This window comes from Chitinophaga cymbidii (genome assembly GCF_007992715.1).
Lineage (GTDB): Bacteria > Bacteroidota > Bacteroidia > Chitinophagales > Chitinophagaceae > Chitinophaga > Chitinophaga cymbidii.
Map to the genome: position 1 here is coordinate 1649698 of NZ_BKAU01000001.1, position 18774 is coordinate 1668471.

22 protein-coding genes are annotated in these 18774 nt (G+C 53.0%); 11 read left to right on the top strand and 11 right to left on the bottom strand.

Going from position 1 to position 18774, the window contains the following annotated elements; genetic code table 11:
* Nucleotides 1–15 precede the first annotated feature (15 nt).
* The gene (locus CCY01nite_RS06615) at nucleotides 16–1017 is read left to right on the top strand and encodes an NAD-dependent epimerase/dehydratase family protein (RefSeq protein ID WP_146858955.1); all 1002 of its coding nucleotides are present in this window, start codon (nucleotides 16–18) and stop codon (nucleotides 1015–1017) included.
* Nucleotides 1018–1077: 60 nt separating this feature from the next.
* On the opposite strand, the gene CCY01nite_RS06620 is transcribed toward CCY01nite_RS06615, so the two are convergent.
* From CCY01nite_RS06620 to CCY01nite_RS06630, 3 genes are all read right to left on the bottom strand, one after another.
* Nucleotides 1078–1785 (bottom strand): hypothetical protein, encoded by a 708-nt coding sequence (locus tag CCY01nite_RS06620; RefSeq protein WP_146858957.1) that lies wholly within the window; start codon nucleotides 1783–1785, stop codon nucleotides 1078–1080.
* A gap of 12 nt (nucleotides 1786–1797) precedes the next feature.
* Nucleotides 1798–2739 (bottom strand): UDP-3-O-(3-hydroxymyristoyl)glucosamine N-acyltransferase, encoded by a 942-nt coding sequence (locus CCY01nite_RS06625; protein WP_146858959.1) that lies wholly within the window; start codon nucleotides 2737–2739, stop codon nucleotides 1798–1800.
* 447 nt (nucleotides 2740–3186) lie between these two features.
* On the bottom strand, nucleotides 3187–3891 hold the full coding sequence (locus tag CCY01nite_RS06630) for a Crp/Fnr family transcriptional regulator (RefSeq protein WP_146858961.1): 705 nt from the start codon (nucleotides 3889–3891) through the stop codon (nucleotides 3187–3189).
* 72 nt (nucleotides 3892–3963) lie between these two features.
* On the opposite strand from CCY01nite_RS06630, the gene CCY01nite_RS06635 reads away from it, so the two are divergent.
* The 7 genes from CCY01nite_RS06635 to CCY01nite_RS06665 all read left to right on the top strand — a co-directional run bounded on the left by CCY01nite_RS06635 (nucleotide 3964) and on the right by CCY01nite_RS06665 (nucleotide 9525).
* Nucleotides 3964–4554 carry a pseudouridine synthase gene (locus CCY01nite_RS06635; RefSeq protein ID WP_146858963.1) on the top strand — a complete coding sequence of 197 codons (591 nt, stop codon included), beginning with the start codon at nucleotides 3964–3966 and terminating at the stop codon, nucleotides 4552–4554.
* 55 nt (nucleotides 4555–4609) lie between these two features.
* Nucleotides 4610–5485, top strand: coding sequence for a YicC/YloC family endoribonuclease (locus CCY01nite_RS06640; RefSeq protein ID WP_146858965.1), 876 nt, complete (start codon nucleotides 4610–4612; stop codon nucleotides 5483–5485).
* 13 nt (nucleotides 5486–5498) lie between these two features.
* On the top strand, nucleotides 5499–5984 hold the full coding sequence (locus CCY01nite_RS06645) for a gliding motility lipoprotein GldH (protein WP_186830937.1): 486 nt from the start codon (nucleotides 5499–5501) through the stop codon (nucleotides 5982–5984).
* A 9-nt stretch (nucleotides 5985–5993) separates the two neighbouring features.
* Nucleotides 5994–7010, top strand: a complete 1017-nt coding sequence (locus CCY01nite_RS06650; protein ID WP_146858969.1) for a sensor histidine kinase — start codon at nucleotides 5994–5996, stop codon at nucleotides 7008–7010.
* A 54-nt stretch (nucleotides 7011–7064) separates the two neighbouring features.
* The gene (locus CCY01nite_RS06655) at nucleotides 7065–7775 is read left to right on the top strand and encodes a response regulator transcription factor (protein WP_146858971.1); all 711 of its coding nucleotides are present in this window, start codon (nucleotides 7065–7067) and stop codon (nucleotides 7773–7775) included.
* A 142-nt stretch (nucleotides 7776–7917) separates the two neighbouring features.
* Nucleotides 7918–8760, top strand: a complete 843-nt coding sequence (locus tag CCY01nite_RS06660) for a sensor histidine kinase (protein ID WP_186830938.1) — start codon at nucleotides 7918–7920, stop codon at nucleotides 8758–8760.
* A 21-nt stretch (nucleotides 8761–8781) separates the two neighbouring features.
* Nucleotides 8782–9525: a LytR/AlgR family response regulator transcription factor gene (locus CCY01nite_RS06665; protein WP_146858976.1), complete on the top strand. Its 744-nt coding sequence runs from the start codon at nucleotides 8782–8784 to the stop codon at nucleotides 9523–9525.
* Nucleotides 9526–9527: 2 nt separating this feature from the next.
* On the opposite strand, the gene CCY01nite_RS06670 is transcribed toward CCY01nite_RS06665, so the two are convergent.
* The 3 genes from CCY01nite_RS06670 to CCY01nite_RS06680 form a co-directional block, all read right to left on the bottom strand.
* Nucleotides 9528–10292, bottom strand: a complete 765-nt coding sequence (locus CCY01nite_RS06670; RefSeq protein WP_146858978.1) for an SH3 domain-containing protein — start codon at nucleotides 10290–10292, stop codon at nucleotides 9528–9530.
* A gap of 7 nt (nucleotides 10293–10299) precedes the next feature.
* Nucleotides 10300–12249, bottom strand: coding sequence for a BatD family protein (locus CCY01nite_RS06675; protein ID WP_146858980.1), 1950 nt, complete (start codon nucleotides 12247–12249; stop codon nucleotides 10300–10302).
* Between the two features lie 97 nt (nucleotides 12250–12346).
* Nucleotides 12347–13057, bottom strand: coding sequence for an SDR family oxidoreductase (locus tag CCY01nite_RS06680; protein WP_146858982.1), 711 nt, complete (start codon nucleotides 13055–13057; stop codon nucleotides 12347–12349).
* 99 nt (nucleotides 13058–13156) lie between these two features.
* On the opposite strand from CCY01nite_RS06680, the gene CCY01nite_RS06685 reads away from it, so the two are divergent.
* Complete coding sequence (locus CCY01nite_RS06685) at nucleotides 13157–13852, top strand: YjjG family noncanonical pyrimidine nucleotidase (protein ID WP_146858984.1); 696 nt, start codon at nucleotides 13157–13159, stop codon at nucleotides 13850–13852.
* A 79-nt stretch (nucleotides 13853–13931) separates the two neighbouring features.
* Here CCY01nite_RS06685 and CCY01nite_RS06690 read toward each other — a convergent pair whose 3' ends face one another.
* The 5 genes from CCY01nite_RS06690 to CCY01nite_RS06710 are packed head-to-tail and all read right to left on the bottom strand — an operon-like array spanning nucleotide 13932 to nucleotide 16947.
* A complete protein-coding gene (locus tag CCY01nite_RS06690; RefSeq protein ID WP_146858986.1) occupies nucleotides 13932–14141 on the bottom strand; it encodes a hypothetical protein in 210 nt (69 codons plus the stop codon).
* Between the two features lie 18 nt (nucleotides 14142–14159).
* Nucleotides 14160–14816, bottom strand: a complete 657-nt coding sequence (locus CCY01nite_RS06695) for a phosphatidylserine decarboxylase family protein (RefSeq protein WP_146858988.1) — start codon at nucleotides 14814–14816, stop codon at nucleotides 14160–14162.
* A gap of 45 nt (nucleotides 14817–14861) precedes the next feature.
* On the bottom strand, nucleotides 14862–15755 hold the full coding sequence (locus CCY01nite_RS06700; RefSeq protein WP_146858990.1) for a phosphatidate cytidylyltransferase: 894 nt from the start codon (nucleotides 15753–15755) through the stop codon (nucleotides 14862–14864).
* Nucleotides 15756–15786: 31 nt separating this feature from the next.
* Nucleotides 15787–16023, bottom strand: a complete 237-nt coding sequence (locus CCY01nite_RS06705; protein ID WP_146858992.1) for a putative signal transducing protein — start codon at nucleotides 16021–16023, stop codon at nucleotides 15787–15789.
* Nucleotides 16024–16026: 3 nt separating this feature from the next.
* Nucleotides 16027–16947 (bottom strand): CPBP family intramembrane glutamic endopeptidase, encoded by a 921-nt coding sequence (locus CCY01nite_RS06710; protein ID WP_186830939.1) that lies wholly within the window; start codon nucleotides 16945–16947, stop codon nucleotides 16027–16029.
* A 109-nt stretch (nucleotides 16948–17056) separates the two neighbouring features.
* Between CCY01nite_RS06710 and dusB the strand changes: the two genes are divergently transcribed.
* Both dusB and CCY01nite_RS06720 read left to right on the top strand, forming a co-directional pair.
* Complete coding sequence (gene dusB, locus CCY01nite_RS06715; protein ID WP_146858996.1) at nucleotides 17057–18124, top strand: tRNA dihydrouridine synthase DusB; 1068 nt, start codon at nucleotides 17057–17059, stop codon at nucleotides 18122–18124.
* Nucleotides 18125–18153: 29 nt separating this feature from the next.
* Nucleotides 18154–18723, top strand: a complete 570-nt coding sequence (locus CCY01nite_RS06720; RefSeq protein WP_146858998.1) for an NUMOD4 domain-containing protein — start codon at nucleotides 18154–18156, stop codon at nucleotides 18721–18723.
* Nucleotides 18724–18774: the final 51 nt, after the last annotated feature.

Consider the following 18774-nt stretch of genomic DNA (forward strand, 5'->3'; position numbering starts at 1 on the left):
AACGAAGCATTCATCATGATACTTGTGACCGGTGGTTCAGGTTTTCTTGGCAGCTATTTGTTGCGTTCACTGGTGCGGACCGGCAAGCCGGTGCGTGCGCTGTATCGCCGGCATATCCCCGTCCAGTTAGCCGGTATCAAAGACCGGGTGGAATGGATGCAGGGCGATGTGCTGGACATCGGCGCGGTGGAAGATGCGATGCAGGATGTGGAACAGGTATATCATTGCGCCGCGGTGGTATCTTTTCAGCCGGATAAAAGGGCCGAAATGCTCCGGATCAATGTGGAAGGCACCGCCAACGTGGTGAACCTGGCGCTGGAAAACGGCGTAAAAAAGATGGTGCACGTCAGCTCCGTGGCAGCGCTGGGCCGCGCCCGGCAAGCGGAGGACATCAGCGAAGAAGCGCAGTGGGAAGACAGCAAACACAACTCCTACTACGCCATCAGCAAACACCTCAGTGAAATTGAAATATGGAGGGGAATAGCGGAAGGGCTGAACGCCGTGATCGTTAACCCGTCCATTATACTTGGCAGCGGCTTCTGGCACGACGGTTCCGGCATGCTGCTGAAGAACGCCTGGAAAGAATTCCCTTATTATACGGAAGGCATCAATGGTTTTGTAGATGTGGAGGATGTGGTGGATGTGATGACCGCATTGATGGAAAGCGATATCAGGGGGCAGCGGTACATCCTTTCCGCGGAGAACTGGCCTTACCGCCAGCTGTTCACCGTTATGGCGGAAGCCCTCGGGAAAAAGCCGCCGCATATCGCCACCCGCCCCTGGATGGCGGAGCTGGTATGGCGGCTGGAAAAAATAAAAGGGATGATCACCGGCAAGCGTCCTTTGCTCACCAAAGAAACCGCCCGCACCGCGCAGCAGAAAGTATACTACAACAACAGCAAGATATTAAGAGCGCTGCCGGACTTCCGGTTCAAGCCGCTGGAGCAAACGGTGCGGGAGATATCGGCCGCTTTCCTCGCGGAACAGCAGCAGCAATCGCTGCAACCCAGCCTTTAAGCAATTAACGCCGCTTAGCACTTCGTCAGAAGTAAAAACCGGCCGTGCATCAAACACAACCTACCCTTTAAACACCAGCGCCAGCATCGCCGCCGTCAATGTTTGCTGCAAAGCGGCATCGGCCTTTTCATGTATCCAGGCCCGCGGGCTCTCCCCCGGTATCACCGCCGCTACCGGCACTCCCTTCAGCTGAAATTCAAAACACATCTTTTCATAACTGTTCCTGATCCCGAAACGGTTATGCGCGGTAATGCGGATCTCGTCAGACGCGGAACGGAGGATACCTACCGGTTTGTTATCGTTCAGCTCCAGGAAGGAGATGCTGCGTTTCAGGATCAGCTCCCAGCTCTTCAGCGGTTCCAATGCACTGGCGCCGATATGTATGTACCAGAGCGAAGCGTCGCCGGCCAGCTCGTTCAGGTACAACGGCATGGGACGGTTGGAGAAAGTAATGCGCGGCGTGCTCAGCACCTGTACCGGCAGCTGAACGTCCGTAGCTTTCACCGTAAAGTAAAATGCGTCCGTAACATTTTTGAACTGCTTTGCGGGCGTGTTGGAAGCAACGCCGTTGATCCGGGAAGAAGTGGTATAACTGCCGGCCGAGATCGTCTTCGCCGTCAGCCAGCCGTCCTGTATCTTCACCGGCAGCTCATGCGCATCCAGGTATAAGCCGGGGTCCTTTTTCTGCACAACGGTTTTTTTGGTAGCGGTACAGGCTGCCAGCAACAGGCAGAAGGCCGGGATGAACCGGCAAAAGGTTTTTATCATCCGAATAAAAGTTTAACTGTTCAGCTTTGCCCAGATCTCCGGTATGCGTTTCACCCATCCGAGTTCCCTTTTCTTCTCACGGGCATCTTCCGCGGGGGAACCAAAGTATACTTTACCACCTTCTACGGAACTGGGCACACCGCTTTGCGCCAGTACAACCGCGCCTTTGCCGATGGTCAGGTCTTTGGATACGCCCACCTGTCCCCATAAGATCACATTGTCTTCAATAATGGCCTTGCCACCGATACCTACCTGCGCCGCAAAAAGACAGTTCTTGCCGATCACGGCGCCATGCCCGATATGGATCACATTGTCCAGCTTCGTGCCCGCGCCGATGATCGTATCGCCGCTTACGCCCTTGTCGATCGTACAACCCGCACCGATCTCCACATCATGTTCAATGACCACTCTTCCGCAGCTTTCCAGCTTGTCGTACATCACTTCCCGGTCCGCCCGCTTCTTGAAGTAAAAAGCATCGGCGCCGATAACAGTGCCCGCGTGAATGATCACGTTATCACCGATGACGGTATGGTCATAGATGGTAACGTTGGGATGGATGATGCAGTTTTTGCCGATGCGGACATGATGCCCTACAAACACGTTCGGCTGCAATACGGTGCCTTCTCCTATAACGGCCGTATCGCTGATGGGCGTATGTGCCGGAACAAAGGGACGGAAGCGTTTTACAAGGCTTACATAAGCGCTGAAAGGATCATCGAGCACCAGTATCGCCTTGCCTTCGGGAACCTCCACCTTCTTGTTGATGATGATGATGGTGGCGGCCGACTGAAGGGAAGCGTTGTAGTACTTCTCAAAATCCACAAAGGATATATCGCCGGCTGCTACTTTATGGATCTCGTTGATGCCTGTAGCCATCAGGTTTTCATCACCTGAAAGTGCTGCGCCAATCATCGCAGCTATTTCTTTTACCGCTATCGGTTTTTCAAACTTCATATGAACTTCGTTAAAGTAAGCGCAAAGTTAGGGGGCGTTATCCACAATTTTTTTTTGCTTGTGAATAAAATTTCTTGTAAAATTTTTCTTTTGTGATGAAATTCTTTTTAATATTGTGTAGGGAATTTTATTTCCCTGTACTTACTAACCCATTCACATAACAAGAAAGTCTGATTGTTCTCACGGTCAGACTTTTTTTATTGCCTCTACAACCCGCGCCAACAGAGCGTTTCCACAGATCATACTTTTAAGAACAGATAAAGGGGATACTCGTCAGACATCGTTTTTAACGGGTAAAAGGCAAGCTTTGGAAGATGACGGTTTTTGTTAAAAAGGGTGCTTCCAGGTATAAAAGGCTACTAATTAAACGAATAGCCCGGCGGCGGTCCTGCCGGTTGGGCATCTTTATCAACCGGTGGCGGTTATCAAATTCATAAACCGGGGATGTTAATCCTGGAGGTTAGCCATCTTTATCAACTGCTGGAGGCGCAGTATCCTGATCTTCTTGCCCGGAAGGTCTATCACTTTCTCTTTTTTGAACTCGGACAAAAGGCGGATGGCAGACTCTGTTGCGGTGCCTACCAGGTTAGCGATCTCTTCTCTTGAAAGGGTAACGTTGATGGTTTGCTCATCTTCTTCCAGCCCGTAAGTTTCTTTGAGCGTAAGCAGGGTTTCGGCCAGTCTTTCGCGTACCGGCTTCTGGGCAAGGTGCGTGATCTTTGTTTCCGCTCTTCTCAGTTCGCTGGTAAGGATCTGCATCATCCGGAGGGATAGCGCGGTATCTTTTTGCAATACCTGCAGGAACACATCGCGCGGAATGAAACAAACGGCGCTGTCTTCCAGCACGGTGGCGGTAGCGGTATAAGGTTCGTTGCTGATGAGAGCTTTATAACCGATGAGGTCTCCCGGTTTTACCAGCCGGATGATCTGGTCGCGGCCTTCGTCTCCGCTGTGGGAGAGTTTTACTTTACCGGTATTGATGCAGTAGATACCATAGGGATGCGCGCCTTCCTGGAAAATGACCTGGCCTTTCTTGTAAAGGTTGCATTGCTTTACATGGGCAATTGCTTCCGCATGTTCGGGTGCGGAAACCGAAAAAATATCGCTCAGGTATTTACCGCAGTACCTGCACGCTGTGTGATCGCTTGACATAACATACTCCATAAAACCACTATGGATGCGGCAAAATTACTAATTTACAGGCCCTTAACCAAAGCAAGCATTTTGAACCTTCACTATTTTATCGTGTACAAGCCTTATGAAGTACTGACCCGCTTCGGCAAAGAAGGAGACAAAGCGGTGTTGTCCGACTTCTTCAAAGTACCGCGGGATGTGTACCCTGTTGGCCGGCTGGATTACGACAGTGAAGGCTTGCTGATCCTTACCAACGATAAATCCCTCAACCACCGGCTCCTCGATCCCCGCCACGCGCACGAACGGGAATACTGGGTACAGGTAGACGGCGCGGTGACCGGTGCCGCCATCCGCCAGCTGAACGCAGGCGTGACCATCCGGATAGATGGAAAGGACCATCACGTAAAAGCGCTGGACGCGGAAATATTTGAACAGGATCCCGTTGTACCTGACCGTCATCCGCCGATCCGTTTCCGCAAGCTCATTCCCGCTCCCTGGATACGGCTGGTATTGAAAGAAGGCAAGAACAGGCAGGTACGCAGAATGACCGCCGCCGTTGGCTTTCCAACGTTGAGGCTTATCCGTTACCGGATAGAAGGGCTGGACGTTAGCGGCATGCAACCCGGCGATATGGCCACACTTTCACGGGAGGAATTGTACACCGCCCTTCAAATTCGCTGATACCCAATCCAAATATGGCTTAATTTAATTAGGTTTGTCACAATAAACAGATATTATGCTCAAATCCATGACCGGCTTTGGCCGTGCGGAGGTAACCCGGGGGGAAACAACGATCACAGCGGAAATCAAATCGCTGAATGGAAAACAGTTTGAGGTGAACCTTAAAATGTCGCCCCTGTTAAAACCCTACGAATTCGACATCCGTAATATCCTCCAGCAGGAACTGCAACGCGGTACGCTGGACGCTACCATCAACGTCAAACAAAACGGCGCCACCCGCCCCGTAGTGATCAACACGGAGCTGGCGCGCTATTACCACCAGGCGATCACCGCCATGGCGAACGACCTGTCCCTGCCCCAGGAAGATATGCTGAACGTGCTGATGAAGCTGCCGGAAGTAGTAACGCCCGCTTCAGAACAAATGGCGGAATCCGAATGGCTGGAAGTAGCCAAAGTGATCCGCGCCGCCGTTAGCGACATGGACGCGCACCGGATGGACGAAGGCACCATGCTGGAAAAAGACCTGCTGCTGCGCATCGACAACATCCTGTTATATACCGAAAAGGTCCGCGAGCTGGACCCGCTCCGCAAAGACCGCGTACGCCAGCGCCTCGAAACCCTGCTCGCGGAATACGTGGGTAAAGAGAATGTAGACGGCAACCGCCTGGAACAGGAACTGATCTTCTACCTGGAAAAGCTGGACATTTCCGAAGAACTGATCCGCCTGCAGAATCACTGCCGCTATTTCAAGGATATCCTCGCCGAGGCAGATGCGGCCAAAGGAAAGAAACTGGGCTTCGTATTGCAGGAGATCGGCCGCGAGATCAATACCACCGGCTCCAAGGCCAACGACGCCGGCATCCAGCAATGGGTGGTGATGATGAAAGACGAACTGGAAAAAGCCAAGGAACAAGTGCTGAACGTGCTATAAAATGATCGGGAAGATGAAAACTGGAATCACCTGCACCCTGTTGAGCTTGCTGTTCTTCGCCTGCAAGCCGCCAAAGATGGATACCTTTGAAAAGAACCGCGACATCCCCGGCCAGGAATGGCAGGTGGACAACCGGCCGTCCTTCGAACTGGAACTGGCGCCCGGGGATACCGCCTTTTATTACAACATCTATGTAAACTTCCGGCATACCGATGCCTATCCGTATAACAACCTCTGGCTGCTCATCCGCACCTTTGTACCGGGAGACAGCACGGGAACCGTGCGGAGGGTAGAGCTGCCGCTGGCGGATACGTATGGCAAATGGCTCGGCAATGGTCTGGACGATATCTTTGAGCACCGCATTCCCATCCAGCAGAACGCGCTCTTTCCGAAGCCCGGCACATACCGCTTTTCATTCGAGCAGAACATGCGCCAGAACCCGCTGCCCAGTGTGATGAGCGTTGGCCTCCGCATAGAAAAGGCCGCGCCGCGGAAATAAAAGATTACAATGAAGAAATCATCATCAGGCCTGCAAAACAGTAAGGTGATCACCGGCGTGTACGTTTTTGTACTCTCCTACACCGTACTCCAACTGGTATGGTGGGGCGTGCTGCTGCATCAGCAAAGCAGGCAGATCGCACGCTACGAAACGCAGGAACTGGTACACCGCGTTCATGAGCTGAACCAGCCCGCGGAATTCATGACGGAAATGCAGCGCCTCCACAAGGAAGAACGGATGCGCACCTTCAAGTATGTAGGCGAAGGCACCATCTTCCTCATCCTGATCCTCGCCGGCGCCGTGCTCGTGTACCGCTCCGTATGGAAACAGATGCGGCTCTCCCGGCAGCAGCAGAACTTTATGATGGCCGTGACCCATGAGCTGAAAAGCCCCATCGCCGCCGCCAAACTCAACCTGGAAACACTCCGCAAACATAAGCTGGACGAAGAAAAGCAGCTGAAGCTATTGAACAATACCATCCGCGAAACCAACCGGCTGGACCAGCTGTGCAACAACATCCTGCTGGCTTCACAGTTCGAGCATCAGAAATACGAGCTTTTCCTCGAGTTCACCGATCTGTCCAGGCTGCTGTCCACCGGCATTGAGGAACTGCAAAGCCGCATCGCCAGCCATCCCATCCGGGCGGACATCTTTCCGCACGTCTGGCTGCAGGCGGACAAGTTCATGATCCAGCTGATGCTGAACAACCTCGTGGAGAACGCCGTGAAGTATGCGCCCAAAGGAACGGAGATCACCGTTCGCCTGCGCACAACGGAAGAAGGGTTGAAGCTGACCGTCAGCGATGAAGGAGAGGGCATTGCCCCGGAGGAACGAAGCAAGATCTTCCTCAAGTTCTACCGGATCGGGAATGAGAATACCCGTAAGTCCAAAGGCTCCGGACTGGGCCTTTACCTGACCAGGAGGATCGTGGAGCAGCACCGCGGGACCATTGAAGTGAAGGATAACCAGCCCAAAGGCACTACCTTCGAGATCACCTGGAACGATTATTCCGTACAATCTGTATAAAATTAACGGCTTCGTCGTAATTTTATAAGTAATTCATAAAATAACACTTCACACATGAAGGAAGCGACGAAAGCATCAATATTGCTGGTAGAAGACGAAGAGAACCTGCAGGAAGCGTTAAAGCTCAACCTGGAGCTGGAAGGGTATGAAGTGACGGCGGTGGATAATGGCACGGGGGCGTTGAAGGCCGTCAAGAACGAATACTTTGATCTGATCATTCTCGATATCATGCTGCCTGAAATGGACGGGCTGGCCGTATGCGAAAACATCCGCATACAGAACAACGAAGTGCCCATCCTGTTCCTCAGCGCCAAGAACAGCAGCGCGGACCGCGTGCTCGGCCTCAAAAAAGGCGGGGACGATTATATGACCAAGCCCTTCAACCTCGAAGAGCTGCTGCTGCGCGTGGAAAAGCTCATTGTAAAGAACAAGAAGATACAGGATAAGGACAGCGTACCCAACGTGTACCGCTTCGGCGATAATATGATCGACTTTGCCGCGCAGGAATGCGTGGGGAAAGACGGCAAACATCATGAGCTGAGCAAGAAAGAAACCATGCTGCTGAAGCTGCTCATCGAAAACAAAGGTGAAGTGGTTACCCGGGAAAAGATATTGCAGGTAGTATGGGGGTACAACGTATATCCCACCACCCGCACCATCGATAATTTCATTCTCAATTTCCGCAAGTATTTTGAACAGGACAGCCGCAATTCCCGGTATTTCCATTCTGTCCGCGGCGTAGGGTACAAGTTCACGGACGGCTGACCCGTTTCCATCTATCCCCCCACCGCTGCCATCTGTAAGCCGCCTGCTGCCAGTTGTTCAATCCCCCTTTTCCGGGGCTCCCGGTAGCGGTATCTTTGACTGGCTTAGGTATTCTGATATGTATAACCCCGTCAGCGGATCTGTGTTTCAGCATAATGGCTTATGTTTCCTGTTAACCTTCCTGTTAACCGGGAAAGCGCTCATCTGGGCGGGGCTTGCCGTGGTCATCGGGGCCGTCGGGCTTTTCTTCTGGTGGAGGGAAAGGAGGCTGCGCAAGAAGGCCGTGAACCGGATGTCCGCGCAGCGCAACCTGGCCGCACTGGAACTGCATGCCCTGCAATCGCAGATGGACCCGCATTTTATCTTTAACAGCCTGAACGCCATTCACAGCTATATCCTTTCCGCCAGAACGGAACAGGCATCGAGCTACCTCACGCGCTTTTCACGGCTGATGCGGATCACGATCGGCAACAGCGGCAAGGAATGGATCAGCCTCGAAGAAGAGATCGAAGGGCTGGAACTGTACCTTCAATTGGAACAGCTCCGCTTTGAAGGACAGTTCGAATATTCACTGGAGCTGCTGCCTTCCCTGCCAGGCACGGACGTGCTGATACCGCCTTTCATCATACAGCCGTACCTGCAGAACGCGATCTGGTACCGGCTGCTGCAAAAAACGCCGGACAAAAATAAAAAGGGCAACCTGCGCATAGAGATCGGGCGCAGGGACGACGAACTGTATATTCGCCTGGAAGATAATGGTGTGCCGCGCCAAAGCGTATTCCACAGCTACCAGCAAAAAACGGCCGGCACCCGGGTAGCGGCGGAGCGGCTGCACTGGCTGAACGCCCGCTATCACACACACGCCACCATCACCAGCGGGCACCTGTACGACCAGCATCACAAGAAGACCGGCACTTACACCATCATTCATCTGCCCGACGTTACACCTACCAATCTGCCACAGGAAAACGGGATTTTTAAGTAATTTCGATAAACACACCCTGCGATGCAAGCCATTATCATTGATGATGAACAACACTGCCGCGATGTATTGCAAATACTATTGACGCGCCATTGCCCGGAGGTCCGGCTGGTGGCTACGTGCAGCAGTGCGGAGGATGGACTGCAGGCCATCGAGCGGCTCCATCCGCAACTGGTTTTCCTCGATGTGGAAATGCCGGGCATGAATGGCTTCGAGATGCTGGAAGATTGCCCGCGCCGCGGCTTCGCCGTGATCTTCACCACCGCATACGACCGTTACGCCATCAACGCCATCCGGCATAGCGCGCTGGATTTCCTGCTGAAGCCGGTGGACAAGGAAGAGCTGGTACAAGCCGTGCAAAAAGCCAGCGCGCAGAACACCAATACCGCCTCCAAAGTAGACGCGCTCCTGCAATTCCTGCAGCAACATATCCAGCCCAACGAAAGACTGGCGCTTCCCTCTGTGGACGGGTTGCGCATGATGCCCATCAAAGACATCCTCTACTGTGAATCGGAAGGCGGCTATTCGCGCGTTTACCTGCAAAACCAGGGAAAGCCGGTGCTGATCTGCCGCACGCTGAAAGAGGTGGAAGAGGCGCTGAAAGACAAGGGGTTCTTTCGCGTGCATAACAGCTTTCTCATCAACCTTGCGTTCATGTACAAATACATCAAGGGCGACGGTGGGGAGATCATTATGACGGACGGAAAAAATATCCCGGTATCAAGGAACAGGAAACAGGATTTCCTGATGCGGATAGAAAAACTCTGACGTTACAGCTCCTTCACATCGCCTACCGCGATCCAGCCGGTCTTGCCGTCCGCGAGCTGTATCTTGCAATAGTCCTTGGTGGCATCCAGCAGGTTTACTTTGATGCCTTCCCTTGTTTCAAAAAGGTCTTTGCTGCCGTCGTCCGGCGCGGCTTTAACTTTTGCCGTTCTCATCACGATGGCTACGCCGCTGTTGTATGCCTTGTTGTGCATCCAGATGGCCATGCTGAAATAACCGATGAACAACACGGAAACAACGGTCATGCCCCAACGAACATACCGGTTGCCCTGGTAGCGCGGTATAAAGAAATAAGCAATCGCCGCCGCGCAGCAGATCCAGAACAGCACGATGGTGCCGATGGCCCATCCGGCAGCGGAATGCAATTGCTGCCATTGCATCCACCATCTTTCAAAAAATAAAAGCGGAAGTGATTCGATGTTGTTGTGCACCCGCTGGTTGGCCATGTCGAGATTATGTTCGATGGCTTCATCGCCGGGCTTGAGGGTCAGCGCCTTTTCAAAGCTGTACACGGCCATGCCGGTCTGATCGTTTTTATAGTAGGCGTTGCCTGCATTAAAATAAAGGTCCGCCACCTGGTAGCCGGAGTCGATCAGCTGCTGGTATTTTTCGGCGGCTTCTTTGTAACGCTGCTGTTTGTAAAGCTGGTTGGCTTCCCGGAAAAGCACGGGGTCCTGCGCCTGCAGCGCAGTGCCGGCCAGCAGGCAGAAGAATAACAGAAAAACGGGGTACGTGAATGATCGCGTCATAATCTTTTTATTTTGCGGACCGGCCTTTTAATTCATCTTCCAGGGAACTGATCACCTGCACGGCCTCCTGGTAGGCGCCCTGGCGGTGTTCGTTACTGCTCACGGGGGCGTACAGCGCCATTTCGCAGCGGTCTATCAGCTCTGACAATTGTAGGCCCGTAGTACCGTTGATCTGCAATTGCTGCAATTTTTCCTGTACCACCTGCTTGTTCAGCTCCGCCATCGGGATCTTCAGCTTGTGGCTGAGATAACCCCACACGGCCCTGGATGTTTCTTCATAGAAAGCCTTGTCTTTCCCCTCCTTCAGATAACGCGCGGCCAGCTCCAGCCGTTTCAGCGCTACCTTGTTGGCATGCCGGTGACGGAGCAGCGCTACGTTGCTCTGGCGGAACTGCTGCCGCCTGTAGTACGCGGCCATGCCGCCGAGCGCCAGCAAAGGCAATATCAACAAGGCCCAGAAAAGCGGCTTGCCGAAGAAGAAGGGACTGCGTTTGCTCCAATGTTGTCCGGATGTGCGGATATCCGCCAATTCTGTACTGCCAAAATCTTCTTTCTCTTTCTTCGCCAGCTTGCCCGCAATTACATGCAGCGGGAAGGAAGCGGATTGCAGGGTTTTATATGCCTTCGCTACCGGATCGAAATAAGAAAATTCCACCGGCGGCAAGGTAAAGTGACCTTTCTCCTGCGGCATGAGTACATACTGGAACTGCCGCGTTCCGCTGAGCGGATTGCTGTTTTTGTCGATATTATCGGAAACGCTGGGATCGTATTTTTCAAAGGCGGAAGGAATATTCAGCGGCGGCGCGTTCAGCAGGTTCACGTTGCCCTGGCCGGTGATATTCACTTTCAGCGTGATGGCATCGTCTGTGCTCAGCTCCGCTTTATCCACCGCCGCCGTCATTCTGAAATTACCTACGGCGCCGCTGAAGCTGGCCGGGCGGCCTTCCGCGGGCAGCGGCTTCACCGTTATCTTTACGGTCGGGCTTTGTATCTTGTAAGGCACTACTTCATATTGCGGGCTGGCGAATGCATCTTCGAAAAACGGATCATCAAAGGGATTGCTGCCGCCGAATGCATCCCGGAAAAAAGGATCGTTAAAAGGATCATTGCCAGCGCGCTTTTTCCTGTTCACGCTTACGAGGTGTACCTGGTTATCCACTTCCGCGGGGTCCAGCTCCAGCTGTCCGCTTTGCAGGGGGAACAGTAATGTTTTCCGGATGATGAAAACCTTGAACGGCACGCCGTTCACCATTTCTTCGGTAGCCTGCGGCGGGTTGGGCAGGTCGATGTCTTTTGCGGAAAATCCTTTGAAGGCTGGCACCTTGGTCACACTGGAATTCGTTGGCAGGCGGGTGTACAGCTTGTAGGTGGCCGTCAGCTGCTCGCCTTCATATACGGTGGTTTTGTCCACATCCACTTTCACAAAAATATTCTTTCGCAGTTTTTCCTTTACGTCTTCTCCCTGCCGGAGCACGCCGGGCTGTGATTCGCCACGGTCGGGGAAGGCCCTTCGCGGCGGCTGTTGTGGCTGTTGCTGTGGCATTTGTGTGCCCGCTCCGCCTTTCACCACTTCAATGTTCACGGGATTGCTTTTCACGATGCGGCCGTCTACCCGCGCACTGGCGGCGGGAATGGTGAATGAGCCGACCTGTTTCGGCTGCAGCACGTAGCTGAAAGCGTAGTAAGTGGAGGCGCGGCCGTTGATGATCGAGGTACCCTGCATCTGCTGCGGGCCCTGTACCACTTCAAAGCCTTTGAATTCGGGGGGATTGAATGAGCTGAGGTTCTGCGGATTTTCTATCATGAACTGGATTCTCACCAGCTCGTCCGTTCCGATCGTATTTGAATTTACCGCAGCCGTAAAACGGAACTCCTGGGCATTCGCATAAGATGCAACACAACAGATCAGCAGGAGTGTGTAAACAGTTTTTTTAAAATTGGCAATAATGACCTTCATCCTGAAAACAAATTTAACCAAAGCGCCCGGCGCTACCTTTCCATCCTCGTTAAAAGTTAGTTAAAAATCACGCTCAAATTAGCCACTACAAAGGATTTCATTCAATGTCACCCAGCATGGGGCGCATCAGTATGTCTTCCACAACGGCCTGTTTGCTAAGGGTATAGGCGGCCCAGATCATGGAAGCTACGTCCGCCGGCTCCATCAGCCGGTCTGCCGGCCCGCTGAACCCCTCCCAGGAGGCGGTGAGCGTTGGGCCGGGGCTTACAGACGTCACTTTTACACCAAAAGGTTTCATTTCCTCGCGCAGGTTTTTGGAAAAACCGAGCAGCGCGAACTTGGTGATGCTGTATGATCCTCCGTTCGGATACGCTTTGTGGCTGGCGGTGGAGCACAGGTTGAAAATATGCCCGCTGCGCGCTTCCTTCATGGCGGGCAGCAGCAGGCGGGTGAGGTGATACGCGCTGTAGAGGTTCACGGCCATCATCTTTTCGAGATGCCCGTCTTCTTCCTCATGCACGGCGCCCGGTACAAAGATGCCGGCGTTGTTCACGAGAATGTCCGGCACAGGCCCCAGTTCGGCCTGCACTTTCCTGCCGAAGGCCAGCACCTGTTCCTTATCTCCCATATCCACTACTTCAGCCAGCACCCTGACGCCCGTGCGCTGCGCTTCCACTTCCGCTTTGGCAACGGCCAGCACCGCTTCATTGCGGGCACAGATGGCAATATCAAAGCCCTCGGCGGCCAGCTTCTCCGCGATGGCCCTGCCGATCCCTTTACTGGCTCCTGTTATGACTGCATACTTCATCGCATAAAAATAAGCTGTGCGGATGAAAACCGGAAAAAACGTTAAAACAGCTTTACGGGTGGGGGTTCTGGCACAGTTGTCGTACTTTTGCAGCAGGATATGAGATATAAACACATTTTTTTTGACCTGGACCATACGCTCTGGGATTTTGAAGCCAACGCCATCGCAACACTGCAGGAACTGTACGTGGAACACGCCCTGGAAAAACTGGGCATACCTTCCTTCGATGCGTTCTATGCGTCTTATTCCGTTATCAATGACAAGCTGTGGGACCGCTTCCGCAAGGGCTTCATCAACCGCCAGGAGCTGCGCACCAAGCGCTTCAGCATGACCTTCCTGGATTTCAAGATATGTAACGATAAAGTGTGCCAGGACATGGGCGCGCGCTTCATTGAAGTGCTGCCTACCAAAACGGCGCTGTTCCCTTACACCACGGACATACTGGATTACCTCCGGGCAAAGAATTACCCGATCCACATCATCACCAACGGTTTTGAGGAAACGCAAAAGCTGAAGATGGAACATTCCGGCATACATCATTATTTCACGCACATCATCACTTCCGAAACCTGCGGTCGGCTGAAACCGCATCGCGAGATCTTCGACTATGCCGTGAACCTGGCTGCGGCCACGCATGCGGAAAGCATTATGATCGGAGATACGCTGGACGTGGATATTCTAGGGGCGCAGGAAGCGGGGATAGACCAGGTGTATTTTGCGCCGGACAAGGTGCAGGAGGGGGTGAAGCCGACTTATACGATCAAGTGTTTGCAGGAGTTGAAGGAGATTTTGTGATAGCTGTGGATAGCAAAATTTTTATAAAAAAAGGAGAAAGCGGTTGGCTTTCTCCTTTTGTATTTCAAGATCGTATTGCTCAATGTTTATCCGCCGGCTTTGCTGTTGACCGTATGGCCGAAGCTTTTGAAGGCATGCAGCAGGATTTGCCGGTGACTTGCTCCTTGTTGCTGCATTCGGGAACCGGTTTTTTATCGGCGGGCTTCTGTTGTGCGGGTTTCTGCTGAGCCACCACAATGGTTCCGGCAATTAACGCCGCCGCTGCAAATGCTAAAAACAGTTTCTTCATTCCTGAAAATTAATCAAATTATCCCAGTTTCGCAATCACTGTTTGTCCGCCCCGCACGGTTTGCTCCAGCTGCACGTCCACTTTTGTGCCTACAGGCAGGTAAATATCCACGCGCGAACCGAATTTGATGAAGCCCATTTCGTCGTTCTGCTTCACCTGCATGCCAGCTTTGAGGTAGTTCACGATCCTGCGGGCCAGCGCGCCGGCGATCTGGCGTACGAGGATTTCATTGGCGCCGTTGCCGATCACCACGGTATGCCTTTCGTTTTCGGTGGAAGACTTCGGGTGCCAGGCCACGAGGTATTTGCCGGCGTGGTACTGGCTCAGCTTCACCTCCCCGCTGATGGGGTTCCTGTTCACATGCACGTTCGCCGGGCTCATGAAGATGGACACCTGCAGGCGTTTATCTTTAAAATATTCCGTTTCCACCGTTTCTTCGATCACCACCACACGCCCGTCCGCCGGAGCTACCACAAGCTGTTCGCCTTCGGTATGCTCACGTTTGGGAAGCCGGAAAAAGGAAATGATAAAAAGGAACAGGGCGGCGGAAATACCGAGCACCGTCCAGAAAAGTACGGGTGATCCGGGCACGAAATAATAGATCGCGCCATTGATCAGCGCCAGCAGGATAAAGGTCAGGGTAATAGTGGCCGTTCCCTCGCGGTGGATAGTCATTGTTCTGATTTAAAATTTAATTCGGCACGAAGTTATGAAGAAATTTCAGGCTATGAAGAGCCTCACATAGATCCAGGCAAAAGGAGCCGCCACGAGCAGGGAATCGAACCTGTCCAGGAACCCGCCGTGCCCGGGCATGATGCGGCCGGAATCCTTTACGCCGGCGAGGCGTTTCAGGCGTGATTCCAGCAGGTCGCCCGCCGTTCCGAAGATCGCGGCGATGCAGGCGAGCGCCATCCAGTGCGGCCAGTGCAGCCACTGATCTCCCCAGAAATATCCGAAGACGCCGGCCGCGGCGATCGCCAGGATCATTCCGCCTACCGTTCCTTCGATGGTTTTCTTCGGAGAGATGGAGGGGAAGAACGGCGTACGGCCGATCAGCGAACCCACGATATAGGCCATGGTATCATTGATCCAGATGAAAATGATCAGCAGCAGCGGGATCAGGAATCCGTGCAGCTCGCCGCGGATTTCCGTATGCCAACCGGGAACTACGCTGACGGGATAAGGGAATAAACGCAGGTCTACCATCAGGCTCAGCGGCGCGGTCACATACAGCAGCCCGAGCAGTGAATACCCGATCGTTTTCAGCGAAAAGTTGCGGCTCATCAATATTTCCCCGAGCGGCAGCAGCAGGATGAAGATGAAGGCCATCACCCAGCCGATCTCGCCCAGCGAAACGCCGCTTCCGCCGAAATGTTTATCGGTTACCGCCATCATTACCGCGCATCCGGCGATCAGCACGCCGAACTTGTGCCAGGGAGATACTTCCTTGTATTCCGGGTCTATCTGGCGTACGAGCAGAAAATATTCCTGCAGCGCAAAAAAGTTGATCAGAAAGAAAAGGAGAAAAAACGACAGCTCATTCCACAGGATACCCCCGAGCATGATGGCAACAAAAAAGAGGGCAGTAACGGTGCGCGTGATGAATGTCTTCATGCTTGACTACGATGTTGGACCGGGCGTAAAGCTACACATTGTTTTCCAGGTTACCAGCCTGTCCGCCCGCGGCGATCAGCTCCCTGGCTTTTGCCTCGTTGGAATTGTGCACATACACCTCGTCCATGCCCGGCAGCATGGTCACAAAGGAAGAGTCCTGCCGGTTGATCACCACGGCGTCGATGCCGTTTTCCGCCAGCATTCCCCTGATGATCTCGGCTTCGTATGATACGTTGCTGCCGAAAACTTTTATCCAGTCTTTTTCCATATATCAGTCTTTAAATATTGAATCCTGGTCTTCCTCTTCGGCGGGTTCCTCCGGCAGATCGAAGGTCTGGCCCGCGGCTTTCGCGCGTTTGTGCAGTACCATCAGCAAAAATCCTACCAGCAGCAGGCTGAACAGGCCGAAATAAATGGGCGTATGTTCATCTTTCATCACATCATAAGAGATCATTTTTGCCTGGAACAGGTAAGCCAGCACAACCTGCAGTCCATTGTTGAGGAAGTGCCCGGCGATGGACAGCCAGAGGTTGCCGGTGAGGAAATAAATGGCGCCCATCACGAAGCCCAGTACCACCCGCGGCACGAAGCCGAGGAACTGCATATGTATGGCGCTGAAAAAAACAGCCGTGATAAAAACAGCCAGCCAGCCGTTCTTCACCAGTTGCATCACCAGCCTTTGCACCACGCCGCGGAAGAAAAATTCCTCCGCAATGGCCGGCAAAAGTGCCAGCAGGAAGAGCGAGAATAACATGGAGCCCGCATCCGGCATGTTCAGCAGCAGTTTGGTCTGTTCGGCCGCCATGTCTTCCAGGTCTTTGATCGCTTCAGATACCGGCCAGCTGGCGTTCCATTCGGCAGTAACGCCCACCAGCGGCAGCGAGCAGGCCACTACGAGAACGGCCAGCAGCAGCTGGCTGCCCTTCGGCGGCTGTTCCAGGCCGAGGTACTGCGCGGGCCGGGGATGCGCGAGGTAAGCGAAGATACAGGCCGGCAGCAGAAAGCCCACCACCGTATATAATAGCTGCACGATCTTCAGCGCCTGCACGAAACCGGGATCTTTCCAAACTTTTGGATCGGTAAATTGTTCTATCGTATAGCCGCCACTGATAGCCGGGAAAAAGCCCGCCATAAACAGGGAATGCAGCATCATAAAAGCAAACATCAGTCCCAGGAAGGTGACCAGTTGCATGAAAGGAGAATATTGCCGGAGGTAGCCCATAAACAATCGCTGTGGTAAATTTGCGTAAATTTACAGCGCGTTTGCCACTGTTCGGCAAAATACATTTGAATACGGTTATATGGTGAAAATAGGAGATATAGAATTAGGTGAGTTTCCGTTACTGCTGGCGCCCATGGAAGATGTGAGCGATCCTCCCTTCCGTGCGGTCTGCAAAGCGAACGGGGCCGATCTCATGTATTCGGAGTTCATTTCTTCGGAGGGGCTTATCCGTGATGCCATCAAAAGCAGGCAAAAGCTGGATATTTTCGATTACGAGCGCCCCGTGGGCATACAGATCTTCGGCGGGGACGAGGAACCCATGGCCATGGCGGCACAGATCGTGGAGGTGGCGAACCCTGACCTGCTGGACATTAACTTCGGATGCCCCGTGAAGAAGGTCACCTGCAAAGGCGCGGGCGCCGGCATCCTGAAAGACATCCCCAAAATGGTGCGCCTCACCGAAGCCGTGGTGAAAGCCACCCGCCTGCCTGTTACCGTAAAAACCCGCCTCGGCTGGGACGATAACTCGAAAAATATAGAAGAAGTGGCCGAAAGGCTGCAGGACGTGGGCATCAAAGCCCTCACCATCCATGGCCGCACCCGCACCCAGATGTACAAGGGCAATGCAGACTGGTCCCTCATCGGCAAAGTGAAGAACAATCCCCGGATCAACATCCCCATCTTTGGTAACGGTGACATCTGTACGCCGGAGCAGGCCAAAAGCGCCCGGGCGAAGTTCGGCATAGACGGGGTGATGATCGGCCGCGCCGCCATCGGCTACCCCTGGATATTCAACGAAATAAAACACTACCTTCATACCGGAAAGCACCTGCCACCGCCTACAGTGGAAGAACGGGTGAAAGTCTGCAAACAACACCTCCGCCACAGCATCAGCTGGAAAGGAGAGATTGTTGGAATACTGGAGATGCGGAGGCATTACGCCAATTACCTGAAAGGTTTGCCGCATATCAAAGAATTCCGTGCACAATTAGTAACTTGCAATACACCGTCAGCGGTTGAAGAGGTCTTGGATGCCATCGCATTACAGTATAAAGATCATATATTTGAGCGGACAATGCCCCTTATAGCTGATACAACCGAATCGTCAGTTCATCCAGATGAAGTAATGTGTGGTTTCCCTGGTTGATCCCTTTGAATCACAAAAAAACTTTCACAATGGCCACGATTAAAAATCTGAAAAACGAAGTCTGGAAAGACTTGCAGATTAAAAACAAAGCTGCGCTGCGCAAACGGTACGCAGTGTCCAACATGGGAAGAGTGATCAGTTACCATGAAAGCATCGAGGATGGCAAATTGTTGACCGGTTCTACCGTAGAAGGCTATACGGTACTGAACATCAAGCCGGCAGACTCCTACCAGTCCCTCTACCTTCACCGCGAGGTCGCCAAATTATTTGCCCAGAAAGCGGGACGAACACAGAAATACGTTATTCACCTGGATTTCGATAAAAAGAACAACAAAGTTTCCAACCTCCGCTGGGCATCCAAGGAGGAAATGGAAAAGCACCAGCAGAAAAGCCCCGCCAAGCTGGCCTACAAGGAAAAGCAGCGCAACCGCCTGAAAGGGCTGAAGCTGAACGTGGCTAAAGTGAAAAGCATCAAGCGCCTGCTGGAAAGGCCGGGTAAGAAAACAATGAAACAGATCGCCGAGCAGTTCGATATCAGTGAAATGCAGCTGTACCGTATCAAAAGCGGTGAGAACTGGGCGCATGTAACGCTGGATTAATGCCTGAGTCATCAGGAATGGTCATATTTTGATGTTGTCTGACGATGGTCT